Below are 22,259 nucleotides of genomic sequence, written 5' to 3' on the forward strand. Positions count from 1 at the left end.
TTGAGTGTATTTTAAGTGAGTTCTTTATGCAAGCTTTGGATAGAGTTGACTGTAATTTCTTCCACGAAGTTCATGCCAATACAAGCGGCTTTAGCGCCTGCAATCGTCGTGTAATAAGTCACTTTATTTTGTAAAGCATATCTTCGAATTTCATAAGAGTCTGAAATAGCACGCTTATCTTCCGTCACATTCACAATAAAAGAAATTTCATTATTCTTAATCATATCCACAATATGAGGTCTTCCCTCTGCGACTTTATTGACTGGCTCAACATTAAGCCCTGCATCCATTAAAGCTTTTGCGGTTCCTTTAGTGGCAACAATTTGAAAACCTAATGTATCTAATGATTTTGCAATCTCAACCACTTTATGATGGTCTTCACGACGCACACTGATAAATGCTTTTCCATCTTTTGGTAATTTTGTTGATGAACCGAGTTGAGATTTAATAAATGCTTCCGCAAATGTTTTACCTAGTCCCATGACTTCGCCCGTTGATTTCATCTCAGGCCCTAAAATTGTATCAACGCCTGGAAACTTAATAAATGGAAAGACAGCTTCTTTGACGGAGAAAAATTTAGGCACAATTTCTTTTGTAACTTTTTGTGACTTAAGACTTGAACCTATCATTGCGCGGGCAGCAATTTTTGCTAATTGCAATCCGCATGCTTTAGAAACGAAAGGAACAGTTCGAGAGGCTCTCGGATTTACTTCTAAAACGTAAATCACCTCACCTTGAATCGCGAATTGAACATTCATAAGACCTACAACGTTGAGTGCTTTTGCCATCTCAACTGTTTGCTTTCTTAATTGATCTTGAATTTTTTTAGATAAGCTATAAGGCGGAAGGGAGCATGCTGAGTCACCTGAGTGAACACCAGCTTGTTCGATATGTTCCATAATGCCACCAATAATCACATCTGTACCATCTGATAATGCATCCACATCCACCTCAAGTGCATCGTTTAAAAACCGGTCAAGGAGTACAGGTGAGTCATGAGAAACTTTTACAGCCTCTCTCATGTAACGTTCAAGCTGGGCTTGTTCATGCACGATCTCCATTGCACGACCGCCTAGAACATAACTAGGTCTCACAACAAGTGGGTAACCAATTTCTTCTGCTAAACGAATGGCATCTTCAGGCGTTCTCGCTGTACGATTAGGTGGTTGTTTAAGTCCAATCGAATTTAGCATTTTTTGGAAGCGCTCACGGTCCTCTGCCATATCAATAGCATCCGGCGTAGTCCCAATAATTGGGACACCTGCACTTTCTAAATCTTTAGCTAATTTCAAAGGTGTTTGTCCGCCATACTGAACAATGACGCCAAGTGGTTTTTCAATAGCAACAATTTCTAAAACATCTTCAAGTGTCACGGGCTCAAAATAAAGTCGGTCTGACGTATCGTAATCCGTTGATACTGTTTCAGGATTACAGTTCACCATGATGGTTTCGTAACCATCCTCACGTAATGCTAAAGCTGCATGGACACAACAGTAATCAAATTCAATGCCCTGCCCAATACGGTTAGGTCCGCCACCTAAGACAATAATTTTTTTTCTGTCTGTAGGTTTTGCTTCGCATTCTTCTTCGTATGTTGAATACATATACGCAGTATTTGTTGAAAATTCTGCAGCACATGTGTCTACACGTTTATATACGGGTCGCACATCATGCTTATGACGATAATGTCTAATATCTTCTTGTTTAACTTTTAGAAGCGTTGCAAGTCTTCGATCAGAAAAACCTTTTTGTTTTAGATGAAATAAATTTTCTTTGGATAAATCTTTAAGAGAAGTGCCTAATAAATCTTTTTCAAGATCAATAATATTTTTAATTTGATAGAGAAACCACGGATCAATATTGGAATGTTCAAATACATCTTCTATCGACATGCCTAATCTAAAGGCGTCGCCAACATACCAAATACGCTCTGGTCCAGGTTCTCTCATCTCTTTAATAATGAGATCTTGATCAGTCGTTTTTTCATCTAGTCCATCTACACCAATTTCGAGGCCTCTTAGTGCTTTTTGAAAAGATTCTTGGAAAGTACGTCCAATGGCCATAACTTCCCCTACGGATTTCATTTGTGTCGTGAGCCTTGAATCCGCTTGTGGAAATTTTTCAAATGCAAATCTTGGAACTTTGGTGACTACGTAATCAATACTTGGCTCAAATGATGCAGGTGTTGCGCCACCTGTAATTTCATTTTTCAATTCATCCAATGTGAAACCAACTGCTAATTTTGCTGCAATTTTAGCGATAGGGAATCCAGTAGCTTTAGAGGCTAAAGCTGACGAACGAGATACGCGAGGATTCATTTCAATGACAATCATACGGCCATCTTTTGGATTGATTGCGAATTGCACATTCGATCCCCCTGTGTCTACACCAATTTCTCGAAGGACTGCAATCGATGCATTACGCATGATTTGATATTCTTTATCTGTGAGTGTTTGAGCAGGAGCTACGGTAATAGAATCCCCTGTATGCACTCCCATCGGGTCTAAATTTTCAATGGAACAAATAATAATGCAGTTATCTTTGGAATCGCGAACCACTTCCATTTCATATTCTTTCCAGCCAAGCAAAGACTCTTCAATCAGAAGTTCTTTTGTAGGAGATGCTTCGAGCCCTCTTTCACATATCTCAATAAATTCTTCACGATTGTATGCAATCCCGCCGCCACTGCCTCCCATCGTAAATGATGGGCGAATAATTGCTGGATAACCGATACCCGCTTGAACTTGAATGGCCTCTTCTAAACTGTGTGCAATCGCTGATTTAGCAGATCCTAAACCAATTTTATTCATGGCTTCTTTAAATTTTTGTCTGTCTTCAGCTTTGTCGATCGCCTCTTTTGAAGCACCAATTAATTCGACTTTATATTTTTTTAAAACGCCGTACTTATCTAAATCGAGCGCGCAATTAAGCGCCGTTTGTCCACCCATGGTAGGAAGGAGTGCATCTGGCTTTTCTTTGGCAATAATTTTTTCGACAATCTGCCATGTGATCGGCTCGATATAAGTCGCATCTGCCATCTCAGGATCTGTCATGATAGTTGCAGGATTAGAATTCACGAGAATGACACGATATCCTTCTTCACGAAGCGCTTTACATGCCTGCGCGCCGGAATAATCAAACTCACATGCTTGACCTATGACAATTGGGCCAGCACCAATAATAAGTATGGACTTAATATCTTTACGCTTCGGCATAGCCTTTTTTCTTTTTTTCAATAAGATTAATAAAGTGATCAAACAAGTAACTCATTTCAGATGGACCTGGGCTCGCTTCAGGATGCCCCTGAAAACTAAATGCGGGCTGATCTGATCTTTCAATCCCTTGTAAGCTGCCATCAAAAAGAGATTGATGTGTAGCTACTAAATTTTTAGGAAGTGAAGTTTGGTCTACGGTGAAGCCATGATTTTGACTGGTAATAAATACGCGTTTTGTTTTTAAATCTTGAACGGGATGATTAGCGCCATGATGTCCAAATTTCATTTTGGATGTTTTAGCGCCACTCGCTAAAGCTAAAAGTTGATGGCCTAAACATATACCAAAGGTTGGGTAACCATCATCCACTAATTGTTTAATCGCTTTAATAGCATAATCACATGGCTCAGGATCTCCCGGACCATTGGATAAAAATACACCATCAGGTTTTAGACGAACCACTTCTTCATAAGAAGTTTCAGCAGGCACAATAGTGACTTTACATCGCCTTGAAACCAACATTCTTAAAATATTTTTCTTAATGCCATAATCAAATGCAACAACATGATGATCTGATTCAAGGTGATTGCTATAACCTTCAGATAATGACCACTCGCCTTGATTGAATGTATAAGACTTTTTGCAGCTCACGACCTTAGCCAAATCCATGCCAGAAAGTCCTGGAAAGGTTTTTGCTTCTTGGTGCGCTTTTTTATCGTCTTCTGACTCAGCAATAATGCAACCTGCTTGTGAGCCATGCTCTCTTAAATGTCTTGTGAGTTTTCTAGTGTCAATATTTGCGATCGCAACAATATGATTTTCTTTTAAGTATTTGGAAAGGGTTTGTTCGCTTCTAAAATTACTATCAATCATCGCTAAATCACGAATGATTAAACCACTGGCATAGACTTTGTCAGACTCGACATCTGCTTTATTAACACCGACATTACCAATATGAGGATAGGTGAGTGTGACTATTTGTTTTGTATAAGAAGGGTCGGTCAGAATTTCTTGATAACCAGTCATCGAAGTATTAAAAACAACTTCACCTGCGGTTAAACCTGGAGCCCCAATTGAAATGCCTCGAAACTTAGTTCCGTCTGCAAGCACTAACACTGCCGACATATTTCGCGACAAAATGACTCTCCAGTATTTGCGAATTCAAGGGTTGGGTACTGGATATACAAAACGGGAGAAGTTTTTAGCAGCTCCCGTTTCAAATATCGTAGATATTATAGTCGATTTAGCGCCTTAATTCAACGCACTAAACCTTGATAAATGGTTTAATTGTCAGAAAGTCCCAAGACCTTCTGCATATCAAAAAGACCTGATTTTTGGTGTGATAAAAATTTAGCCGCCTTTAATGCGCCCTTAGCAAAAGTGGCTCGGCTTGAAGCTTTATGAGTTAATTCAATTCGCTCGCCAGTGCCGGCATATAAAACTGTATGGTCACCTACAATATCGCCACCGCGAATTGTTGAAAAGCCAATTGTGGTTTGTTTACGCTCACCAGTATTGCCAAAACGTTCATACTGCGCTTCTTTTTTAAGGTCCCTTCCGCTCGCTTTTGCAACAGCTTCACCGAGTCTTAAAGCCGTACCTGATGGAGCGTCAATCTTATGTCGGTGATGCGCTTCAATAATTTCAATATCAAAATCATCTTTGAGTAATTGCGTTGCTTTTTCAACAAGCGAAATCAGTAAATTAACTCCCACACTCATATTGGGTGCAAAAACAATGGGTATCGTTTTTGAAGCATCGAGAATCAATTTTTTTTCTTGATCTGAAAACCCGGTTGTACCAATGACATATTTTACTTGGTGCGCTTCGCATAATTTCAAATACTCAAGACTTGCTTCGGGTCTTGTGAAATCTATAAGAACATCAGTAGATGAAATTACTTTTGTGATGTCATGATCGATTTTAATGCCTGTTGAAATGCCGATAGCCTCGCCTGCATCACGTCCTAATTTATCACTCGACTTATGATCAATAGCCGCTACAAGAGCTAAGTCTTTATCATTAGTAATTTCTTGAATAAGACTCTGGCCCATCCGGCCTGAGGCACCCACGATAAGAATATTTAATTTACTCATACAATTAGAATCCTATTTTTTCTAGCATCAAATCAAAATAATTTCGATCAGTTTCAGCTGGCAATGGTTTCGTATTTTCAGCCTTTGCAGCCTCGGGTTTTACAACTGCAGGCTCTTTTTTAATATCTGCTGGAGCGACTTCCGTGACAGGTTTTATGATATCTGGCTCTGGTATATCTTTTTTAGGAGTCACGATTTTTCTGTCTTCTGCAGGTAAGTCTTTCTTAGGCGGCATAGCTTTTTCAATAGGCTTATCATCGTCTTCCCAAAATTTTAATCGATCGAGCATGCTCTTCTCTTTTTGTCCTGGATTTGGATTAGGTTCACTACTCTTAATAGGCACTATCTCTTGTCGATCTTCATTTTTATTTGCATTTGCATTTGCATTAGCAGGAATCACATCGCCTTTTACTTTAGCCAACAAATCTTTTTCAAACATCAAAATAACTCTTCTTTTCTCGATGATTGCCCCGTCTTTTTCCATTTGGTAAAAATAATCCCATTGATCTTTATGGAAGCTGTCTGTAATGAGGGGTGTTCCCATCACAAATCGCACTTGGGTTTTTGTCATGCCAGGCTTTAATTGCATCATCATTTTTGAAGTCACTAAATTACCCTGTTGAATAGGCATTTTGTAAGGCTTGATAGAGGGTAAGGAAGGAGAGCAAGCGGTGACTAAAAGACTTAAAACGAGAAGAAATATACGCATTTTTATAACTTTAAACATAATGCGTATTAATATAACATGCTAGACAGTATTCAAAATGCTTCCTAAAGCAAATTTTAAGGTGTTTCAATGGGACAAGATCATAAAGATTTAAAAAAATCAGGGCTTAAAGCAACGCTTCCCAGACTTAAAATCTTAAGTCTTTTTGAGCACAGCGATGCGAAACATCTTTCCGCCGAAGACGTGTATAAACTTTTAATTAAATCTGGTGAAGACGTCGGTCTTGCAACGATTTATCGTGTGCTGACTCAATTTGAACAGGCTGGTCTATTAATTCGTCACCATTTTGAAAGTGATAAAGCTGTTTTTGAATTAAGCGACTCACAACACCATGATCATCTGGTATGCATGCAATGTGGTCATGTAGAAGAATTTTGTGATGATGAGATTGAAAAGAGACAGAAAATGATTGCAACGAAAAAAGGATTTACTATTCAAGAACATTCGCTCTATATCTATGCTGAATGTAATAGAAACCCCTGCCCTAATAAAGTCTAAACCTGCAACATTTCCTTCGCGTGCGCCCTTGTCGTATCAGTGATCGATACACCACCTAACATACGCGCAATTTCATCGATGCGCATCTTGTCATCCATCAAATGAATGTGGCTGAGTGTCTGATTATTTTCTTGGGTCTTAGAGACTTTGTAATGATGAATAGCTAATGATGCTACTTGCGCCAAATGCGTGATCACTAAAACTTGTCTTTGATCGTGATGTCCTAGTTCTTTTAAAAGCTTACCTACAATTTCCGCTACACTTCCTCCAATACCTACATCTACTTCATCAAAAATCATACAGGGCACATTCGCTTTAGAAATAGATGCAACACGAATCGCGAGGCTTAGGCGAGAAAGCTCGCCGCCTGATGCGGCTTTATGAATAGGTCTTGGTTCTGCGCCTAAATGAGATGCTACCAAAAATTCAATTTGTTCTAATCCATGCGCTGTTGGATCTTGAGGCGTGAGCTTAACTTCAAAACTTCCATGGCTAAAAGATAACTTTTGCATAGCCGAAGTAATATTCTGACTTAATATTTCTGATGCAGTCTTTCGCGCCTTACTTAATAATTGCGCACTGATATGAAAAGCTTCGAGGGCTAATTTTTCTTTGGCATCAATACCGTCATCCGATTCAAAAGACTCGAGTTCGTCCATGCGAGCTTGCCAAGTGAGTAAGGTTGACTCAAAATCTTCAGGCTTAATACGATGCTTCCTGCCAAAATTATGAATCGCTTGAATCCGCGCTTCAATATCTTTAAGCCTTTCTGGATCTAAATCGACTTTTTGTAAATATCTATTGAGTGAACGAAGCAATTCTTCTATTTGAATATTAATAGAATCGATGAGATCCGAAGGTTCTTTTAATTTCTCATCAATACTAAGCGCATGAGAAATTTTCTGCTGGACTAAATGAAGCCTGTCAGAAATCGCCGTTTCATCTTTTTCTAAAAGCTCAATACAAAGATTAACATCCTCAATGAGTTCATTACCATGAGACATCATGACATGATCTTGTTGCAAGGTTTCCCAGTCACTCAACGTGAATGAAAATTGTTTTAATTCTCGCAATTTATCTCTTAACTCTGCAAGTTCGTCGCTATAGATTAGCGCGTTTTTTTCATACTCAATTTTTTGCACATGAAGCTTGTGCCATGCTTGGTAAAGTTGATAAGTTGTGGCTGCAAGATCTGAGTGGCCACCAAAGTTATCTAAAATTTCTCTCTGTGCACTTAATTTTAAAAGTGAGTGGTGAGAGTTTTGACTGTAAATATCAACGAGGGACTCGCCTAATTCTTTTAATTGCTGGAGCGTGGCTACCTTGCCATTAATAAAAGCTCTTGATTTGCCATCAGCATGAATGACTCTTCTTAAAATAAGTTCAGCGCCATCAGATTCCAATTCATTTTCTTTTAACCAGTCGATCACTTCTTGATTGTGCTTAATATCAAAGATAGCACTGATATCAGCTTTATCTTGATGAAGCCTGACTACTCCACCTTCGTTTCTTTGGCCCAAAGCTAAAGACAAAGCATCAATAAGAATGGACTTTCCAGCACCCGTTTCGCCAGTTAATGCTGAAAAACCAGATTTAAAATCTAAGCTCATTTTATCGACAATGACAAAATCAAGGATAGAGAGATTAAGTAACATAGTGCTTTATTAACCCCAGTTTAATTTTTTTCTAAGCATCTCAAAATAACAGTAGTCTTTTGGATGAAGAAACGTGATCATTTTTTCTGCGCGAATAATTTCGACACGATCATGAATCTCAAGCGGTACTTTAAGCTGTCCATCAATACTTAAATAAGATTCATCCATACTCACCACATGAATTTCAATAGCACTTTTACTACTTACTGCAATTGGGCGATTACTTAATGTATGCGGGCTAATCGGCACGATAGAAATTGCCTCTAATTCAGGATGGAGAATAGGCCCGCCAGCTGAAAGTGCGTAAGCAGTTGTGCCTGTTGGTGTTGTCACAACAAGTCCGTCTGATCTTTGCTTGTGGACAAAACTGCCATTGATAGAAACTTCTAATTCAATTAAGCGAGATCCACTTCTTACTACAACATCATTAAGTGCTAATGATTCATGGATACATTTTGAGCCTCTAAAAATTTTGGACTGCAGCAACATTCTTTTGTCTTTATAAGAAGAACCTTGAAATATTTCATCGATAGATTCAAACATATTACTTGTATTCAGATCTGCTAAAAACCCAAAACGGCCTTGGTTAATGCCTATTAATGGAATGTCGAAATTCACAAGTGATCTTGCAACTCCCAACATCGTCCCATCCCCACCTACAACAATGGCGAGATCAGCTTTTTCACCAATCTCTTCTAGATTAATAGCTTTAAAAGCTTGAAATTTTCCGGACTGATGTGTTTTAGCCTCAATAAAAATATTGATATGCTTATTCGTCAAATATTGAGCGAGCTCTAAAAGCTGGGATTCAATGTCAGAAGATTCACTTCCGCTCGCATATTTTCCGATAATTGCGACTGATTTATAGAGACTTTCCATAATTGAATTAAAGCATACTTAGGATGAAAGAATATATAGCAATTTAATAAAGAAAAATTAGTATATTAAGCATTCATTTTCAAAAGTACCGCATGCTAGAATGGCTTATTACACTATGAAAATTAGGCTTTACTGACTATTTTAAAGCATAACGATTTATATGAATAACCCTATTTGATGATGCTAGATAAGCGCGCCCAAATTCTTCTAAAAACCCTCATTGAGCAACACATTTATGATGGGCAGCCCGTGGGATCTAGAACCCTTTCTCAATCGTCCGGCCTTGACCTAAGTCCAGCCTCCATTCGAAATACTATGAAAGATCTAGAGGATCTTGGTTTTATCACAAGCCCCCATACTTCAGCAGGAAGAATTCCTACGCAATTAGGTTATAGGCTCTTTGTAGATTCTCTTCTAACTGTAAAACCTTTGGATGACAAAATCATTAGCTCATTAAAAGATCAAATGAATATTGGTGACAATAAAAAAATTATTAATAATGCTGCGGATATTTTATCAACACTGACACATTTTGCTGGTGTAGTTCTTATTCCTAAGGCTAAGAAAACAACCTTTAAACATTTAGAATTTATAGGCTTATCTGAGAAAAAAATTCTTGTCATTATTGTGACAAATGACGGCAATGTTCAAAACAGAATTGTCATGACAGAAAAACACTACTCTCATGATGACTTAGTTGAGGCTGCAAATTATTTTAATCACAACTTTAGTGGCAACACTTTTGCTAAAGTTAAAGATACACTCGTGGATGAATTATCTAAAATGCATGCTGATATGATTAAACTTATGACGGCAGCTATTGAAGTCGGTAATGATGTCATTTCGCCAGAGAGCGGATCGATCGTAATCACAGGACAAAATAATCTTATCCAATCTGAAGAGCTCGCAAAAAATATATCCAGCTTAAGAAAAATTTTTGAGATATTTGAAAAGCGAACAGCCCTTATGAAACTTCTTGATCAAAGTCAGCTTGGAGAAGGCATTCAAATTTTTATTGGAAATGAATCAGGCTATTCGTCTCTAGATGAATGTAGTCTCGTTACATCTCCTTATGAAACAGATGGTGAAATTGTAGGCACCCTTGGCGTGATTGGTCCTACAAGAATGGCTTACGAAAGAGTCATTCCCATTGTCGATATCACAGCGAAACTTCTTTCTAACGCATTGAGTCAACACTAAAATGAATTACTTCACAAAAGAACCGCAATACCAACATGGTGATCCACCTAAAATAGGCGTGATCCTCGCAAATTTAGGAACGCCTGATTCCTTGAGTACGCATGCTGTAAGAAGATATTTACAACAATTTCTCATGGATCGAAGAGTGGTCGAAGTGCCTCGATTTATTTGGTGTTGGATACTTCATTTCATTATCTTAGTATTTAGGCCAGGCAGTTCAGCAAAGAAATATGCAAAAGTTTGGACTAAAAAAGGCTCTCCACTTTTAGTCAATGCTACAAATCAAACAAAAGCATTAACTGCAAAAATTAAAAAGTCAGTATCTCAGCCTATTGAAATTGAATTAGGAATGTCTTATGGCAATCCTTCAATGAAAAATGCAGTCCTCAAATTAAAAGAAAAGAATTGCACTAAAATTCTCTTGCTTCCGCTCTATCCTCAGTATGCTGCTTCATCAAGTGCGTCAGCAATGGATGCGCTATGGCGTGTGCTTCTTAAAACAAGAAATGTGCCAGGAGTAAGAACCGTCAGGAATTACCACGATCATCCTCTTTATATTAACGCGCTTAAATTATCCGTCCTGCAATTCTGGAAAAAAAATGGAAAGCCCACAAAGTTAATCATGAGCTTTCATGGCATTCCAAAAAAATCACTGATGCAAGGCGATCCTTATCATTGTGAATGCTATAAAACTGCCCGCTTACTTGCTGAGGCTTTAAAATTAAAGGAAAGCGAATATATAGTCTCTTTCCAGTCCCGCTTTGGCAGGGCTGAATGGCTAAAACCTTATTACGCTGAAATGATGGCTGATCTCGGAAAAAAGAAAGAAAAGAATGTTCATGTGATTTGTCCAGGCTTCTCCAGCGACTGCTTAGAAACCTTAGAAGAAATTAATATTGAGGGTAGACATATTTTCTTAAGCAATGGCGGTAAAAACTTTAGTTATATCCCTGCTCTCAATGACAATCCAGATTGGATTGATGCGATGCAAGGTATAATTTTAGAAAATTTAGAAGGCTGGATTGATAAAAACTGGACAGCTAAAAAAGAAGCTAACAATTCAGCAATCACAAAGAAAAGAGTTGCGCTTTTAGAAAAGAAACAGTCTTAATTATTTAAAGACAATCTCATTATGATAATACTTACGGGTGGTGCTGGCATGATTGGAAGTGTCATTGCTTGGCATCTAAATAGCATTCTCGACAGAAAAGATATCATCGTCGTTGATGATATTCATCATCAAGATCAATGGAACAATTTAAGTAAGCGAACATATATTGATTACCTTGATAAAGATGATCTATTTCCTTGGCTTGAAAAAAAACAAGAAATTGAAGTTATTATTCATATGGGGGCTATCAGTGCTACAACTGAAACAGATTTTAATAAGCTTTTAAACCAGAATATTCGTTACAGTCAAAATCTATGGCGCTATGCAAGCGATCATAACGTGCCTTTCCTTTATGCAAGTTCAGCAGCTACTTATGGCGGAGGAGAATTTGGCTATGATGACAATGAAGCCGAGCTCAGAAAACTAAGGCCTCTAAATGCTTATGGGTATTCAAAACAATTTTTCGATCAATGGGCAGTGCAACAAGTCCTCGCAAAAGAAAAAACACCTCCTCAATGGTGTGGATTTAAATTCTTTAATGTCTATGGTCCAAACGAGTATCATAAAGATAGAATGGCAAGCGTTGTATTTCATGCATTTAATCAACTTAAAACAGAAGGTGAAATTAGACTCTTCAAGAGCGATCGTCCTGACTATAAAGATGGTATGCAATTAAGAGATTTTGTATATGTAAAAGATGCTGCAGCAGTTGTTTTACATTTTTTAAGTCACAAAAAACATTCAGGTATCTATAATGTAGGCACAGGAAAAGCTTCAAGCTTTAAAGCACTTGCTGAATCGCTTGTGAAAAGTGTTAAGGGCGATCTAAATACAATTAAATATATTGATATGCCAAATGATCTTAAGGGAAAATACCAATACTTTACTGAAGCTAATATAAAAAAACTAAAAGATGCTGGATACACAAAGCCTTTTCTTAGCATTGAAGAAGGCGTTGAGGATTACGCAATAAATTATTTAACTAAAAGTGATACTTACGCATGAGTAATGAAAATTTAAAGAAAATTGAATCTATTTTTAAGAAGCATCAAGACACGATTCAAAAATTAACTTCGCTTATTCCCAAGATCAATGAAGTTGCAAGTCTTATTAAAAAAACAGTTCACTCAGGCGGTAAAGTGCTGATCTTTGGAAATGGCGGCAGCGCGTCTGATAGCCAACATATTGCAGCAGAAATTGTAGGTAGATTTGTTAAAGAGCGTAAAGGACTTCCTGCTATTGCATTAACGACAGACACTTCAATTATTACCGCTGTCGCAAATGATTATGGCTATGAGCATATTTTTTCAAGGCAAATCGAAGCGCTATGTTTGAAAAATGATGTAGTGATCGGCATTTCCACATCAGGCAATAGTAAAAATGTCATTAAAGGGCTAGAAAAAGCAAATACATTAGGTGCTATTACAATTGGCTTAACGGGCGGCGATGGTGGTCTCATTAAAAAAATATCAACACACGCTATCGTTGTAGACTCAAACGAAACAGCAAGAATTCAAGAGGCACACATTCTCATTGGACATACGCTCTGCGAACTCATTGATGAAGGTCAATAGCTTATGAGTGAAATTGACATTATTAAAAATAAATTTAATGCACAAAAAAAGTGGGCTTTAGTTGTGGGCGATTTAATGTTAGATCGCTATTTAATAGGTAGCGTCTCAAGAATCTCACCCGAAGCGCCTGTTCCAGTTGTCAGATTAAAAGAGTCATTTGATCGTATTGGCGGGTCAGGTAATGTAGCAGCTAATTTAGCTCAGCTTGGTATCAAAACAATTTTAGCTGGTCAAATTGGAGATGATGTAGATGGTAAAAAGTTACTTGATATTCTCAAGAAAAATCATATTGGTGTAGATGGTATTGTCAAAGACAAAAATCCAACAACCACAAAAACACGGATTATTGGCGAACACCAACAAATGATGCGAATTGATCAAGAAGCCACAGCAGATTTGATTGATTCTAAACCGCTCATTAAAAGAATATCAACGCTTCTTAATAAAAAACCTTCTATTGTTATATTGTCTGACTATGCAAAAGGAGTTTTAAGCGAAGCGCTATGCAAACATGTTATTAAACTTGCAAAATCTAAAAAAATACCAGTACTTGTTGACCCTAAAGGTATTAATTACAGTAAATATAAAAATGCAACTGCGATAACTCCAAACAAAAAAGAAGCTATCGAAGCTTGCCATATTCATGTCACAAAAAATACGAACTTTTTAACACCTCTTCTAAAATTAAAAAAATCTCTTAATTTGCAATTTATTGCCATGACAAAGGGAGAAGATGGTATCGATTTAATACAAAAAAATACTATTAAAAACTTGCCTGCCGTCAATCAACAACAGGTATTTGATGTCTCAGGAGCCGGCGATACTGTTATTGCAACTCTTGCAGCGTGCATGATTGCAAAGATGCCTATTGAGACTTGCCTTAATATTGCAAATGTAGCTGCGGGTATAGTAATTGGAAAATTAGGTACGATACCTATCACGCTTCAAAACCTTATAGAAACTTTAAGCTCTAAGCATTCCGAACAAGAAAAAAAAATTCACTCCCTCTCGGCTCTAATGGAACAAGTTCTTATTTGGAAAAAACAAAAAAAGAAAATTGTATTTACAAATGGCTGTTTTGATATTCTTCACGCAGGGCATGTGACCTATCTAGAAAAAGCTAAAAAACTAGGCGACGTCCTTATCTTAGCTCTTAACAGCGACTCGTCAGTCACAAAGCTAAAAGGTAAATCAAGGCCTGTCATTCACCAAGAAGATCGAGCAAGAGTTCTTTCGGCACTTTCTTCTGTGGATAGTATTATCATTTTTAGCGAAACAACACCGCTTCATTTAATAAAAAAGATTCAGCCTGATATTTTAGTTAAAGGTAGCGATTATAAAAAAAATCAAGTTGTAGGCCACCAAGAATTAAAAAAATGGCATGGAAAAGTTGAATTAGTTTCTGTTGTACCAGGTAGAAGCACGAGTGCTATCCTCAAAAAAATCACTTAAGATTTTGAACCCAAAAAAAATTCTCATTATTGGACCATCATGGCTTGGTGATATGGTTATCGCACAAAAGCTATTTAAGGTCATTAAAGATATTTATCCTGATAGTGAGCTTCATGTAGCCTCTCCCGCTTGGACGATTCCCTTGGTGACTAGAATGCCTGAGGTTGACAAATCTATTTCATTGCCTTTTTCTCACGGTGAGCTAAATATATTAAAACGCTATCAGATTGCTAAAGTTTTGAAGCTGGAAGGTTATTCACAGGCTATTGTCTTACCGAATTCATTTAAGTCAGCTCTGATACCATTTTTTGCAGGCATTTCAAAGCGCACTGGTTTTTTAGGAGAAGTGCGTTTTGCTTTAATTAACGATCGCATTAAAAAAGATCCTTCACTGTATAGAACGGTTGACCAATTTTTAGCGCTTGCACCAAAATCAAAAAGCACTAAGGTGAGTTTATCGACATACCTTATCTCAAAGCCTAGTCAGGGTAAAAAACTTTTGCCAGGTAAATTAAGCGGGTCTGATAAAGTTCTTGGTATTGCCCCTGGTGCTGAATACGGTGAGTCTAAAAGATGGCCTATTGAGTATTTTGCTGATGTAGCAAATGAGGCTATACAAAAAGGATGGGTAGTTATTTCATTAGGCTCTACTCACGATCAAGATTTAGGAAAAACTTTAGATCGACTCACAAAAAACAAAGTGATTAATCTGATCGGCAAAACTAAACTTGAAGAGGTGATTGATGTAATGAGTTTATGCCAAACGTTCTTAAGTAATGATTCCGGACTTATGCATGTGGCGGCAAGTTTAAATATTAAACAAGTCGCTATTTTTGGCTCTTCTGACCCTAAAAAAACTCCACCATTGAGTAGGCATGCAAAATTAGCTTATCTCGATCTCTCATGCAGCCCTTGCTTTGAAAGAATTTGCCCTCTTCAACATACCAATTGCTTAAAAAATATTAAGCCTAGTGAGATTATAAAAAAACTTATTTAACGATTTAGATCGTTTAGCTTTTGATAGACTTCAATTTTATTTTCTTCGCAAAAATGTTTCCACTCGAAGAAATTTGTCCAGTCACTTAAAAAAATAAAATCTAAATTATTCTTCTTTGCAACTTGATAGTCATATTTTGAATCGCCAATAAATAAAGTAGGCGCTTGTCCTGTAGATTTTTTTAATTCGCGCGCCACAATATCTTCTTTAGAATCAGGGCTTCCAAAAATACCAACATCAAAATATTTTAATAATGATTTTCTAGAAAAAAGTCGAATAATTTCTTCTTGATCACCACCGGAAACAATCATCCAGTGAGCCTGTTTTGTTTTTTCTCTAAGATTTTCTAGGCCTTCAGCGATATCACAATTTTCAAGGAGTCTCTCAACTTCAATGTTTAATTGTCTTAGCAAATGATTCATGGCTGACTCATCTGCTGGCTTTTTAAGTATGGTCTCTAAAAAATAAGCAAATTTAATGTTTCTAGATATGCCCGTATATTCGATGTGATGGTTAACTAGCCTCATAGCATCTTCTTCGGATGCTCCGAATTCTAATGCAGTTAACCGATATGCTTCTATTTTTAAAAAGTTTGAATTTAGAATAACCCCATCACAATCAAATAGGATTGTTTTATATTGGGAAATAGGCAGCATTATTTTTGAATAATGCTAAAGACGTTGAATCGCACTGGCTTCTTTTGCTAGTTTTGTAATTTCTACCCAATTTTTATTTGCGACAAGATCTTTTGGGGTTAACCAAGTTCCGCCGCAGACAGGAACATTAGGCAGACTCAAAAAATCTGAAGCTGACTGAACAGTTACGCCACCTGTTGGACAAAACTTAACGTCAGAAAATGGGCCTGCAAATCCTTTTAGAAGATTAATACCGCCAACTGCAACCGCAGGGAAAAGTTTTAAGAAATAATAACCATCATTATTAGCCATCATGACTTCGCTTCCTGTCGATACCCCTGGCAATAAAGGCAGTCCAATGTCCAAACAATGCTTTCCTATTTCACTTGTATAACCTGGACTCACTGCAAACTGACAACCAATCGACTTTACGGCTGAAGCATCTTCTTTAGTTCTTACTGTTCCAGCTCCAACGATAGCCTCCGGCAGATGCTTAATAATTCTATCCATAGCCTCCATAGCGCATGCAGTTCTTAAAGTGACTTCTAAAACTTTAATACCGCCTTCGAGAAGAGCTTCTGCCATAGGCACGGCATCTTCAACTTTATCAATCACAATGACTGGTATCACTGGTCCATAATTTGCTAAATCTAATGTTTTCATATTGTCCTTATATTATCAAAGCCATGTGACTGCCCCTTCTTCGGCAGATAGCACATTTTTTCTCATGCCCGCGAATAACTCGCGGCCAATATCATGAGCATTATCATTTCTATGTTTGTCTGAGAGTACTTCATATTCTCTTTCATGCCATGTATCTTCATCAACTAAAACATTGAGAGTCCCTACCAACGCATTCAATCGGATCGTATCGCCGTTGCGGATTTTTCCAATAGGTCCATTTGCTGAAGCCTCTGGACTTAAATGAATTGCGGCTGGAATTTTACCTGAAGCGCCACTCATTCTTCCGTCCGTAACTATTGCCACTTTAAACCCTTTATTTTGAAGCACAGCTAGAGGTGGTGTAAGTTTATGTAATTCTGGCATTCCATTTGCTTTAGGTCCTTGGAATCTTACGACTGCAACAAAATCTTTTTCAAGTTCTCCTCTATCGAATGCGCTTAAAAGTTCTTCTTGTGTATCAAAAATAATTGCAGGGCCTTCGATAATATAACGATCTTCTGGAACAGCGGATATTTTAATGACTGATCGTCCGAGATTACCATTCAGCAATTTAAGTCCGCCTGATTCACTGAATGGGTTATCTGCAGTCCTGACAATGGTGTCATCACCGCTTTTTTTAGGTAGATCAGTCCAAATAATTTTGCCGTTTTCTTTGCTAGGTTTTTTTGTATATTCTTTTAAGCCACCTTCACTGATAGTCATCACATCCGGATACATACATCCAGTCTCAATGAGCTCACGAATCACAAATGCAGGCCCGCCTGCGGTTTGAAATTCATTGACATCAGCTTTGCCGTTTGGATAAATACTTGCTAATAATGGCGTTGACTTCGCAAGATCATGAAAATCTGTCCAGTCAATAATAATGCCTGCAGCTCTTGCAATCGCGACCCAATGAATAAGATGGTTTGTTGATCCGCCAGTTGCTAGTAAGGCTGCCATCGCATTGACTATCACTCGCTCATCTACTAATTTACCTATGGGTTTATTATGTTTATTTTTAATAATATTCAGGAGAGACCGCACCGACTCGCGCGTAATTTCTTCTCTAATATCTTCACGTGGATGAATAAATGCAGCGCCTGGAATATGAAGACCCATAGCCTCCATCAACATTTGATTGCTATTTGCAGTGCCATAAAATGTGCACGTACCTTCACCATGATAAGCAGCAGACTCAGAAGCCAGCAATTCTTCGCGCCCCACCAATCCTTGAGCATATTTTTCACGTACTTTAGATTTTGAAGTATTGTCGAGGCCGGTAGACATTGGTCCTGCGGGCACAAAAATTGTAGGTAAATGTCCAAAATGCAAAGCGCCGATTAATAAACCAGGGACAATTTTGTCGCAAATACCCAGCATTAGAGCGCCATCATAGACATCATGTGATAAGGCAATTGCTGAAGACATCGCAATAGTATCTCGAGAAAATAAACTTAATTCCATACCTGGTTCGCCTTGTGTAATTCCATCACACATGGCAGGGACACCACCTGCTACTTGAGCAGTAGCATCTAGCTTATTCGCTTCATCGCGAATAATTGAAGGATAATTTTCATAAGGCTTGTGCGCTGAAAGCATGTCGTTATAAGCCGTCACAATCGCAATATTAGGTTTCTTCTCACTAACAATTCTTAATTTGTCATTTTTAGGAAGAGCGGCGATTGCATGTGCCACGTTAGCGCAACCTAAGCGATCTGCTCCTCGCTGCCTTTGAAGCATGGCATCTACGCGCGCCAAATAAGCAAGGCGTGTTGGTCTACTTTTTTCTTTAATTCTCTCGGTAATTTCGACTATGGAATTTTTCATTTAATAGATTCGTTTGGTTGAATGAATAAAAATTTCTCTCTATGACAGATTATCCTAGAAACACTCAGTAAGCGTCAAACGATTAAATATGAATTAATTATATAAATGATTTATAGGCATTGATTTATATGAGAAAATTCTTTATATGGTTCGCATACTTATCATTAAAACATCCTCACTAGGCGATATTGTTCACTGTTTACCAGTCATTAATGATATTAAATATTTTGTCCCTGAGAGCTCGATTGATTGGCTTGTAGAGGAATGTTTCGCAGATGTGCCGAGACTTCATCCAGGAGTTGACTCTGTTATTACGATCTCTTTGAGAACGTGGAAAAAAAATCTTAGAAAAAAGTCAACTTGGATTGGACTGTATAAATCTATTAAGGCTATCCGAGAAAATCATTACGACATTATTATTGATTTTCAGGGTCTTTTAAAAAGTGCTTTTTTTACTCTCTTTACACGTGGGGATATTCATGGCTTTGATAAAACCTCTATCCGAGAAGGAGCCGCCTCTTACTTTTATAAATACACGCATACTGTATCAAAGCAAATTCATGCAGTTGTTCGCAATCGAGAATTAGCCTCTAAATGTTTTCAATATGAATTGTTAGATCAGTCAGCTCATTTTGGATTAGAGATTCATAATATCAACAACTTCAATCTTTCTGAGCGCTATGTCGTTCTGATTCATGGATCTAGCAAAAAATCAAAGCAATGGCCTAAGGAACATTGGCTCAAAGTTATTCAATTTTTCAATATGCTAGGTTTAAGGGTCCTTTTGCCATGGGGTAATCTTGAGGAATATCATTTTTCTAAAGCTCTCCGCAAAGCCTCAACTAATTCTTTAGTGCTGCCTAAAATGAATATCAGTGATCTCGCTAATGTTATTTCAGGAGCTAAATGCATCATAGGCGTTGATTCTGGACTCACCCATCTTGGCAATGCCCTGGGTATTCCAACGATTGGCCTTTATATGGATAGCAACCCTTACCTCACTGGCGTTTATCCTAACATTAAGGTGCCATCAGTTAACCTAGGTGAGATAGGTGTGACGCCCACCCCAGAATCCACGATTTCTCAAATTGAAGCAATTATTTAACTCTACCCTCTTGAAATTTACTACTTCACCCCCAAATTTGTTTTAACCCGCACTATTTTCAAAAGATTTAAAAGGTAAAAATATGAACGCAGAAGATAAAAATAATACTCCCATAGATGAGTCAGAAAATCATTCAGATCAATCTACTACTGATAGTCCAGAAGATAAACTAAAGCTCCTCGAAGAAAAATTAGCTGAAGCTGAAGCGCAGGTTCTTTATGTTAAAGCTGAGGGCGAGAATATAAGAAAACGTTCTATTGAAGATATCGATAAAGCTAGAAAATTTGCACTAGAAAGATTTAGCGGCGAATTACTTTCTGTGAAAGACAGCCTTGATGCTGCCCTTACTGTTGAGAATGCGAATCTCGAGAGCTATAAAAACGGGGTTGAGCTTACACAAAAACAATTAATCAATGTATTTGAAAAATTTGGTATCAATGAGATTAAAGCATTAGGTGAAAAATTTGATCCTAATCAACATCAGGCAATCAGTATGGTGGAATCAGAAGAAGAGCCAAATAAAATTTTAACAGTACTTCAAAAAGGTTATCTATTGAACGAAAGAGTCATAAGACCAGCTTTGGTAACCGTCTCAAAAACTAAAAGTACTTAAGCTCTTGAAATATTCAAGATCATCCCAATTATAGATCTATCAAATTAAACAGATTTTTTAAGGAAAAAAAATGGCTAAAATTATCGGTATTGACTTAGGAACAACAAACTCCTGTGTGGCTGTCATGGAAGGCGGGAAGCCTAAGGTGATTGAAAATGCGGAAGGTGCTAGAACTACTCCTTCAATTATTGCCTATCAAGATGATGGCGAAATCCTAGTTGGCGCGCCAGCAAAAAGACAGGCAGTCACAAATCCAAAAAATACGTTGTTTGCTGTAAAGCGATTAATTGGTCGTCGTTTTGAAGAAAAAGAAGTACAAAAAGATATTGGCTTAATGCCATATGAAATTTCAAAAGCTGACAATGGTGACGCCTGGGTAACAGTGCGTGATCAAAAAATGGCCCCACCCCAAATCTCAGCTGAAGTCTTAAGAAAAATGAAAAAAACGGCTGAAGACTATTTGGGTGAAGAAGTCACAGAAGCTGTAATTACAGTTCCTGCTTACTTTAATGATAGTCAACGCCAAGCAACTAAAGATGCCGGCCGAATTGCAGGTCTTGAAGTTAAACGTATCATCAATGAGCCTACCGCAGCTGCACTTGCTTTTGGTTTAGATAAACAAGAAGGTGATCGAAAGATTGCAGTATATGACCTAGGTGGCGGGACGTTTGACGTATCCATAATTGAAATTTCTACTGTGGATGGCGAACATCAATTTGAAGTGCTTTCAACCAATGGGGATACATTTCTTGGTGGCGAAGACTTTGATAATCGCTTAATTGATTTCTTGGCAGATGAATTTAAAAAAGAAAATGGGCTCGATTTAAGAAATGACTTGCTTGCTAAACAACGCCTTAAAGAAGCAGCTGAAAAAGCAAAGATTGAACTTTCAAGTAGCCAACAAACTGAAGTTAATCTTCCTTATATTACTGCTGATGCGAGCGGCCCAAAACATCTTGTCGTTAAAATCACGCGCGCAAAGTTTGAGTCTCTTGTAGATGATCTTATCGAAAGAACAATTGAGCCTTGCAAAGTTGCAATGAAGGATGCGGGCGTTTCTGGAAGTGACATCACAGATATCATTTTAGTGGGTGGGCAAAGTCGCATGCCTAAAGTCCAAGAAAAAGTAAAAGACATCTTTGGTAAAGAGCCAAGAAAAGATGTCAATCCTGATGAAGCCGTAGCTGTGGGCGCTGCAATTCAAGGAGGTGTTCTTCAAGGTGATGTAAAAGATGTGTTGCTTCTTGATGTTACTCCATTGAGCTTAGGCATTGAAACACTAGGAAGTGTTATGACTAAACTTATTAAGAAAAATACTACCATTCCTACAAAGGCATCTCAGGTATTCTCAACAGCGGAAGATAATCAAAATGCTGTGACAATTCATGTGCTTCAAGGTGAGCGAGAGGTTGCTTCAGGCAATAAGAGCTTGGGTCAATTTAATTTGACTGACATACCTCCTGCACAAAGGGGTTCGCCGCAAATTGAAGTAACATTCGACATCGATGCTAATGGTATCTTGCATGTATCAGCTAAAGATAAAGCTACTGGCAAAGAAAATAAAATTACGATTAAAGCAAATAGCGGGCTTAGCGAAGAAGAAATTAAAAAAATGGAAGATGATGCCGTTAAGTATGCAGATGAAGACCGTAAAATTAGAGAGCTTGTAGATGTTAAAAACTCTGCAGATGGCATGATTCATTCAGTAAAAAAATCTATCACCGACCATGGAGATAAACTAGATGCTGCAGAAAAAGAAAAAATTGAAACTGCTATAAAATCTCTAGAAGAATCTTTGAAATCTGACAATAAAGAAGAGATTGAAGCTAAAACAAAAGAGCTTATGGAATCATCGCAAAAACTAGGTGAGAAAATATATGCCGAACAACAAGCACAACAACCTAACTCTAACTCAGCACCTCAGGAAGAAAAAACGGTGGATGCTGAAGTTGTTGATGCTGAATTTGAAGAAGTAAAGCAAGACAAACAAGACAAATAACCTTTAACCACT

At 37.7% G+C, this 22,259-nt stretch carries 19 protein-coding genes; 10 read left to right on the plus strand and 9 right to left on the minus strand.

The features are described from left to right. Window positions 1-11: 11 nt before the first annotated feature. The 4 genes from carB to FIT70_RS04960 form a co-directional block, all read right to left on the minus strand. Window positions 12-3,215: a carbamoyl-phosphate synthase large subunit gene (gene carB, locus FIT70_RS04945; protein WP_028818278.1), complete on the minus strand. Its 3,204-nt coding sequence runs from the start codon at window positions 3,213-3,215 to the stop codon at window positions 12-14. Then, window positions 3,202-4,350, minus strand: coding sequence for a glutamine-hydrolyzing carbamoyl-phosphate synthase small subunit (gene carA, locus FIT70_RS04950; protein WP_139874716.1), 1,149 nt, complete (start codon window positions 4,348-4,350; stop codon window positions 3,202-3,204). Before carA ends, carB begins: the two co-directional genes overlap by 14 nt. A gap of 146 nt (window positions 4,351-4,496) precedes the next feature. Beyond that, entirely contained in the window at window positions 4,497-5,309 is an 813-nt protein-coding gene (gene dapB, locus FIT70_RS04955) for a 4-hydroxy-tetrahydrodipicolinate reductase (RefSeq protein WP_139874717.1), read from the minus strand. 4 nt (window positions 5,310-5,313) lie between these two features. Beyond that, on the minus strand, window positions 5,314-6,036 hold the full coding sequence (locus tag FIT70_RS04960; RefSeq protein ID WP_223257718.1) for an outer membrane protein assembly factor BamE: 723 nt from the start codon (window positions 6,034-6,036) through the stop codon (window positions 5,314-5,316). A 69-nt stretch (window positions 6,037-6,105) separates the two neighbouring features. Between FIT70_RS04960 and fur the strand changes: the two genes are divergently transcribed. Next, on the plus strand, window positions 6,106-6,534 hold the full coding sequence (gene fur, locus FIT70_RS04965) for a ferric iron uptake transcriptional regulator (RefSeq protein ID WP_028818274.1): 429 nt from the start codon (window positions 6,106-6,108) through the stop codon (window positions 6,532-6,534). Here fur and recN read toward each other — a convergent pair. Then, window positions 6,531-8,189, minus strand: coding sequence for a DNA repair protein RecN (gene recN, locus FIT70_RS04970; protein WP_139931001.1), 1,659 nt, complete (start codon window positions 8,187-8,189; stop codon window positions 6,531-6,533). The two genes, fur and recN, sit on opposite strands and share 4 nt — an antisense overlap. Before the next feature lie 9 nt (window positions 8,190-8,198). After that, a complete protein-coding gene (locus tag FIT70_RS04975) occupies window positions 8,199-9,068 on the minus strand; it encodes an NAD(+)/NADH kinase (protein WP_139871856.1) in 870 nt (289 codons plus the stop codon). Between the two features lie 180 nt (window positions 9,069-9,248). Between FIT70_RS04975 and hrcA the strand changes: the two genes are divergently transcribed. Genes hrcA through waaF form a run of 6 tightly spaced genes read left to right on the plus strand, consistent with a single transcriptional unit; the run spans window position 9,249 to window position 15,402 of the window. Next, window positions 9,249-10,268, plus strand: coding sequence for a heat-inducible transcriptional repressor HrcA (hrcA, locus tag FIT70_RS04980; protein ID WP_139868871.1), 1,020 nt, complete (start codon window positions 9,249-9,251; stop codon window positions 10,266-10,268). A 1-nt stretch (window position 10,269) separates the two neighbouring features. Beyond that, window positions 10,270-11,379 (plus strand): ferrochelatase, encoded by a 1,110-nt coding sequence (gene hemH / locus FIT70_RS04985; protein WP_139931003.1) that lies wholly within the window; start codon window positions 10,270-10,272, stop codon window positions 11,377-11,379. Window positions 11,380-11,400: 21 nt separating this feature from the next. After that, window positions 11,401-12,384 (plus strand): ADP-glyceromanno-heptose 6-epimerase, encoded by a 984-nt coding sequence (rfaD, locus tag FIT70_RS04990; protein ID WP_139931005.1) that lies wholly within the window; start codon window positions 11,401-11,403, stop codon window positions 12,382-12,384. Beyond that, a complete protein-coding gene (locus FIT70_RS04995) occupies window positions 12,381-12,953 on the plus strand; it encodes a D-sedoheptulose 7-phosphate isomerase (protein WP_139870538.1) in 573 nt (190 codons plus the stop codon). The genes rfaD and FIT70_RS04995 overlap by 4 nt, the downstream gene beginning before the upstream one ends. Before the next feature lie 3 nt (window positions 12,954-12,956). Continuing rightward, on the plus strand, window positions 12,957-14,405 hold the full coding sequence (gene rfaE2, locus FIT70_RS05000) for a D-glycero-beta-D-manno-heptose 1-phosphate adenylyltransferase (protein ID WP_139931007.1): 1,449 nt from the start codon (window positions 12,957-12,959) through the stop codon (window positions 14,403-14,405). A gap of 4 nt (window positions 14,406-14,409) precedes the next feature. Next, complete coding sequence (gene waaF / locus FIT70_RS05005) at window positions 14,410-15,402, plus strand: lipopolysaccharide heptosyltransferase II (RefSeq protein WP_139928869.1); 993 nt, start codon at window positions 14,410-14,412, stop codon at window positions 15,400-15,402. Here the strand turns inward: waaF and FIT70_RS05010 are convergent. The 3 genes from FIT70_RS05010 to edd are packed head-to-tail and all read right to left on the minus strand — an operon-like array spanning window position 15,399 to window position 18,530. After that, window positions 15,399-16,058, minus strand: a complete 660-nt coding sequence (locus tag FIT70_RS05010) for an HAD family hydrolase (RefSeq protein ID WP_189340844.1) — start codon at window positions 16,056-16,058, stop codon at window positions 15,399-15,401. The genes waaF and FIT70_RS05010 overlap by 4 nt on opposite strands. A gap of 15 nt (window positions 16,059-16,073) precedes the next feature. Then, complete coding sequence (locus tag FIT70_RS05015) at window positions 16,074-16,700, minus strand: bifunctional 4-hydroxy-2-oxoglutarate aldolase/2-dehydro-3-deoxy-phosphogluconate aldolase (RefSeq protein WP_139870542.1); 627 nt, start codon at window positions 16,698-16,700, stop codon at window positions 16,074-16,076. Window positions 16,701-16,715: 15 nt separating this feature from the next. Then, window positions 16,716-18,530, minus strand: a complete 1,815-nt coding sequence (edd, locus tag FIT70_RS05020; RefSeq protein ID WP_139870543.1) for a phosphogluconate dehydratase — start codon at window positions 18,528-18,530, stop codon at window positions 16,716-16,718. A 145-nt stretch (window positions 18,531-18,675) separates the two neighbouring features. Between edd and waaC the strand changes: the two genes are divergently transcribed. The 3 genes from waaC to dnaK all read left to right on the plus strand — a co-directional run bounded on the left by waaC (window position 18,676) and on the right by dnaK (window position 22,247). Next, on the plus strand, window positions 18,676-19,635 hold the full coding sequence (waaC, locus tag FIT70_RS05025; RefSeq protein ID WP_139931009.1) for a lipopolysaccharide heptosyltransferase I: 960 nt from the start codon (window positions 18,676-18,678) through the stop codon (window positions 19,633-19,635). Between the two features lie 82 nt (window positions 19,636-19,717). Then, window positions 19,718-20,248, plus strand: coding sequence for a nucleotide exchange factor GrpE (gene grpE, locus FIT70_RS05030; RefSeq protein ID WP_139868137.1), 531 nt, complete (start codon window positions 19,718-19,720; stop codon window positions 20,246-20,248). A gap of 70 nt (window positions 20,249-20,318) precedes the next feature. Then, entirely contained in the window at window positions 20,319-22,247 is a 1,929-nt protein-coding gene (gene dnaK, locus FIT70_RS05035) for a molecular chaperone DnaK (protein ID WP_139870545.1), read from the plus strand. Window positions 22,248-22,259 lie beyond the last annotated feature (12 nt).

Source organism: Candidatus Methylopumilus universalis, assembly GCF_006364435.1.
Classification (GTDB): Bacteria; Pseudomonadota; Gammaproteobacteria; order Burkholderiales; family Methylophilaceae; genus Methylopumilus; species Methylopumilus universalis.

Coding starts and splice junctions, on each gene's coding strand:
- hrcA (WP_139868871.1), top strand. CDS start 9,249: ATGCTAGATAAGCGCGCCCAAATTCTTCTAAAAACCCTCATTGAGCAA.
- fur (WP_028818274.1), top strand. CDS start 6,106: ATGGGACAAGATCATAAAGATTTAAAAAAATCAGGGCTTAAAGCAACG.
- rfaE2 (WP_139931007.1), top strand. CDS start 12,957: ATGAGTGAAATTGACATTATTAAAAATAAATTTAATGCACAAAAAAAG.
- rfaD (WP_139931005.1), top strand. CDS start 11,401: ATGATAATACTTACGGGTGGTGCTGGCATGATTGGAAGTGTCATTGCT.
- FIT70_RS04995 (WP_139870538.1), top strand. CDS start 12,381: ATGAGTAATGAAAATTTAAAGAAAATTGAATCTATTTTTAAGAAGCAT.
- edd (WP_139870543.1), bottom strand. CDS start 18,530: ATGAAAAATTCCATAGTCGAAATTACCGAGAGAATTAAAGAAAAAAGT.
- FIT70_RS05010 (WP_189340844.1), bottom strand. CDS start 16,058: ATGCTGCCTATTTCCCAATATAAAACAATCCTATTTGATTGTGATGGG.
- FIT70_RS04975 (WP_139871856.1), bottom strand. CDS start 9,068: ATGGAAAGTCTCTATAAATCAGTCGCAATTATCGGAAAATATGCGAGC.
- dapB (WP_139874717.1), bottom strand. CDS start 5,309: ATGAGTAAATTAAATATTCTTATCGTGGGTGCCTCAGGCCGGATGGGC.
- grpE (WP_139868137.1), top strand. CDS start 19,718: ATGAACGCAGAAGATAAAAATAATACTCCCATAGATGAGTCAGAAAAT.
- dnaK (WP_139870545.1), top strand. CDS start 20,319: ATGGCTAAAATTATCGGTATTGACTTAGGAACAACAAACTCCTGTGTG.
- FIT70_RS04960 (WP_223257718.1), bottom strand. CDS start 6,036: ATGTTTAAAGTTATAAAAATGCGTATATTTCTTCTCGTTTTAAGTCTT.
- carB (WP_028818278.1), bottom strand. CDS start 3,215: ATGCCGAAGCGTAAAGATATTAAGTCCATACTTATTATTGGTGCTGGC.
- hemH (WP_139931003.1), top strand. CDS start 10,270: ATGAATTACTTCACAAAAGAACCGCAATACCAACATGGTGATCCACCT.
- recN (WP_139931001.1), bottom strand. CDS start 8,189: ATGTTACTTAATCTCTCTATCCTTGATTTTGTCATTGTCGATAAAATG.
- FIT70_RS05015 (WP_139870542.1), bottom strand. CDS start 16,700: ATGAAAACATTAGATTTAGCAAATTATGGACCAGTGATACCAGTCATT.
- waaC (WP_139931009.1), top strand. CDS start 18,676: ATGGTTCGCATACTTATCATTAAAACATCCTCACTAGGCGATATTGTT.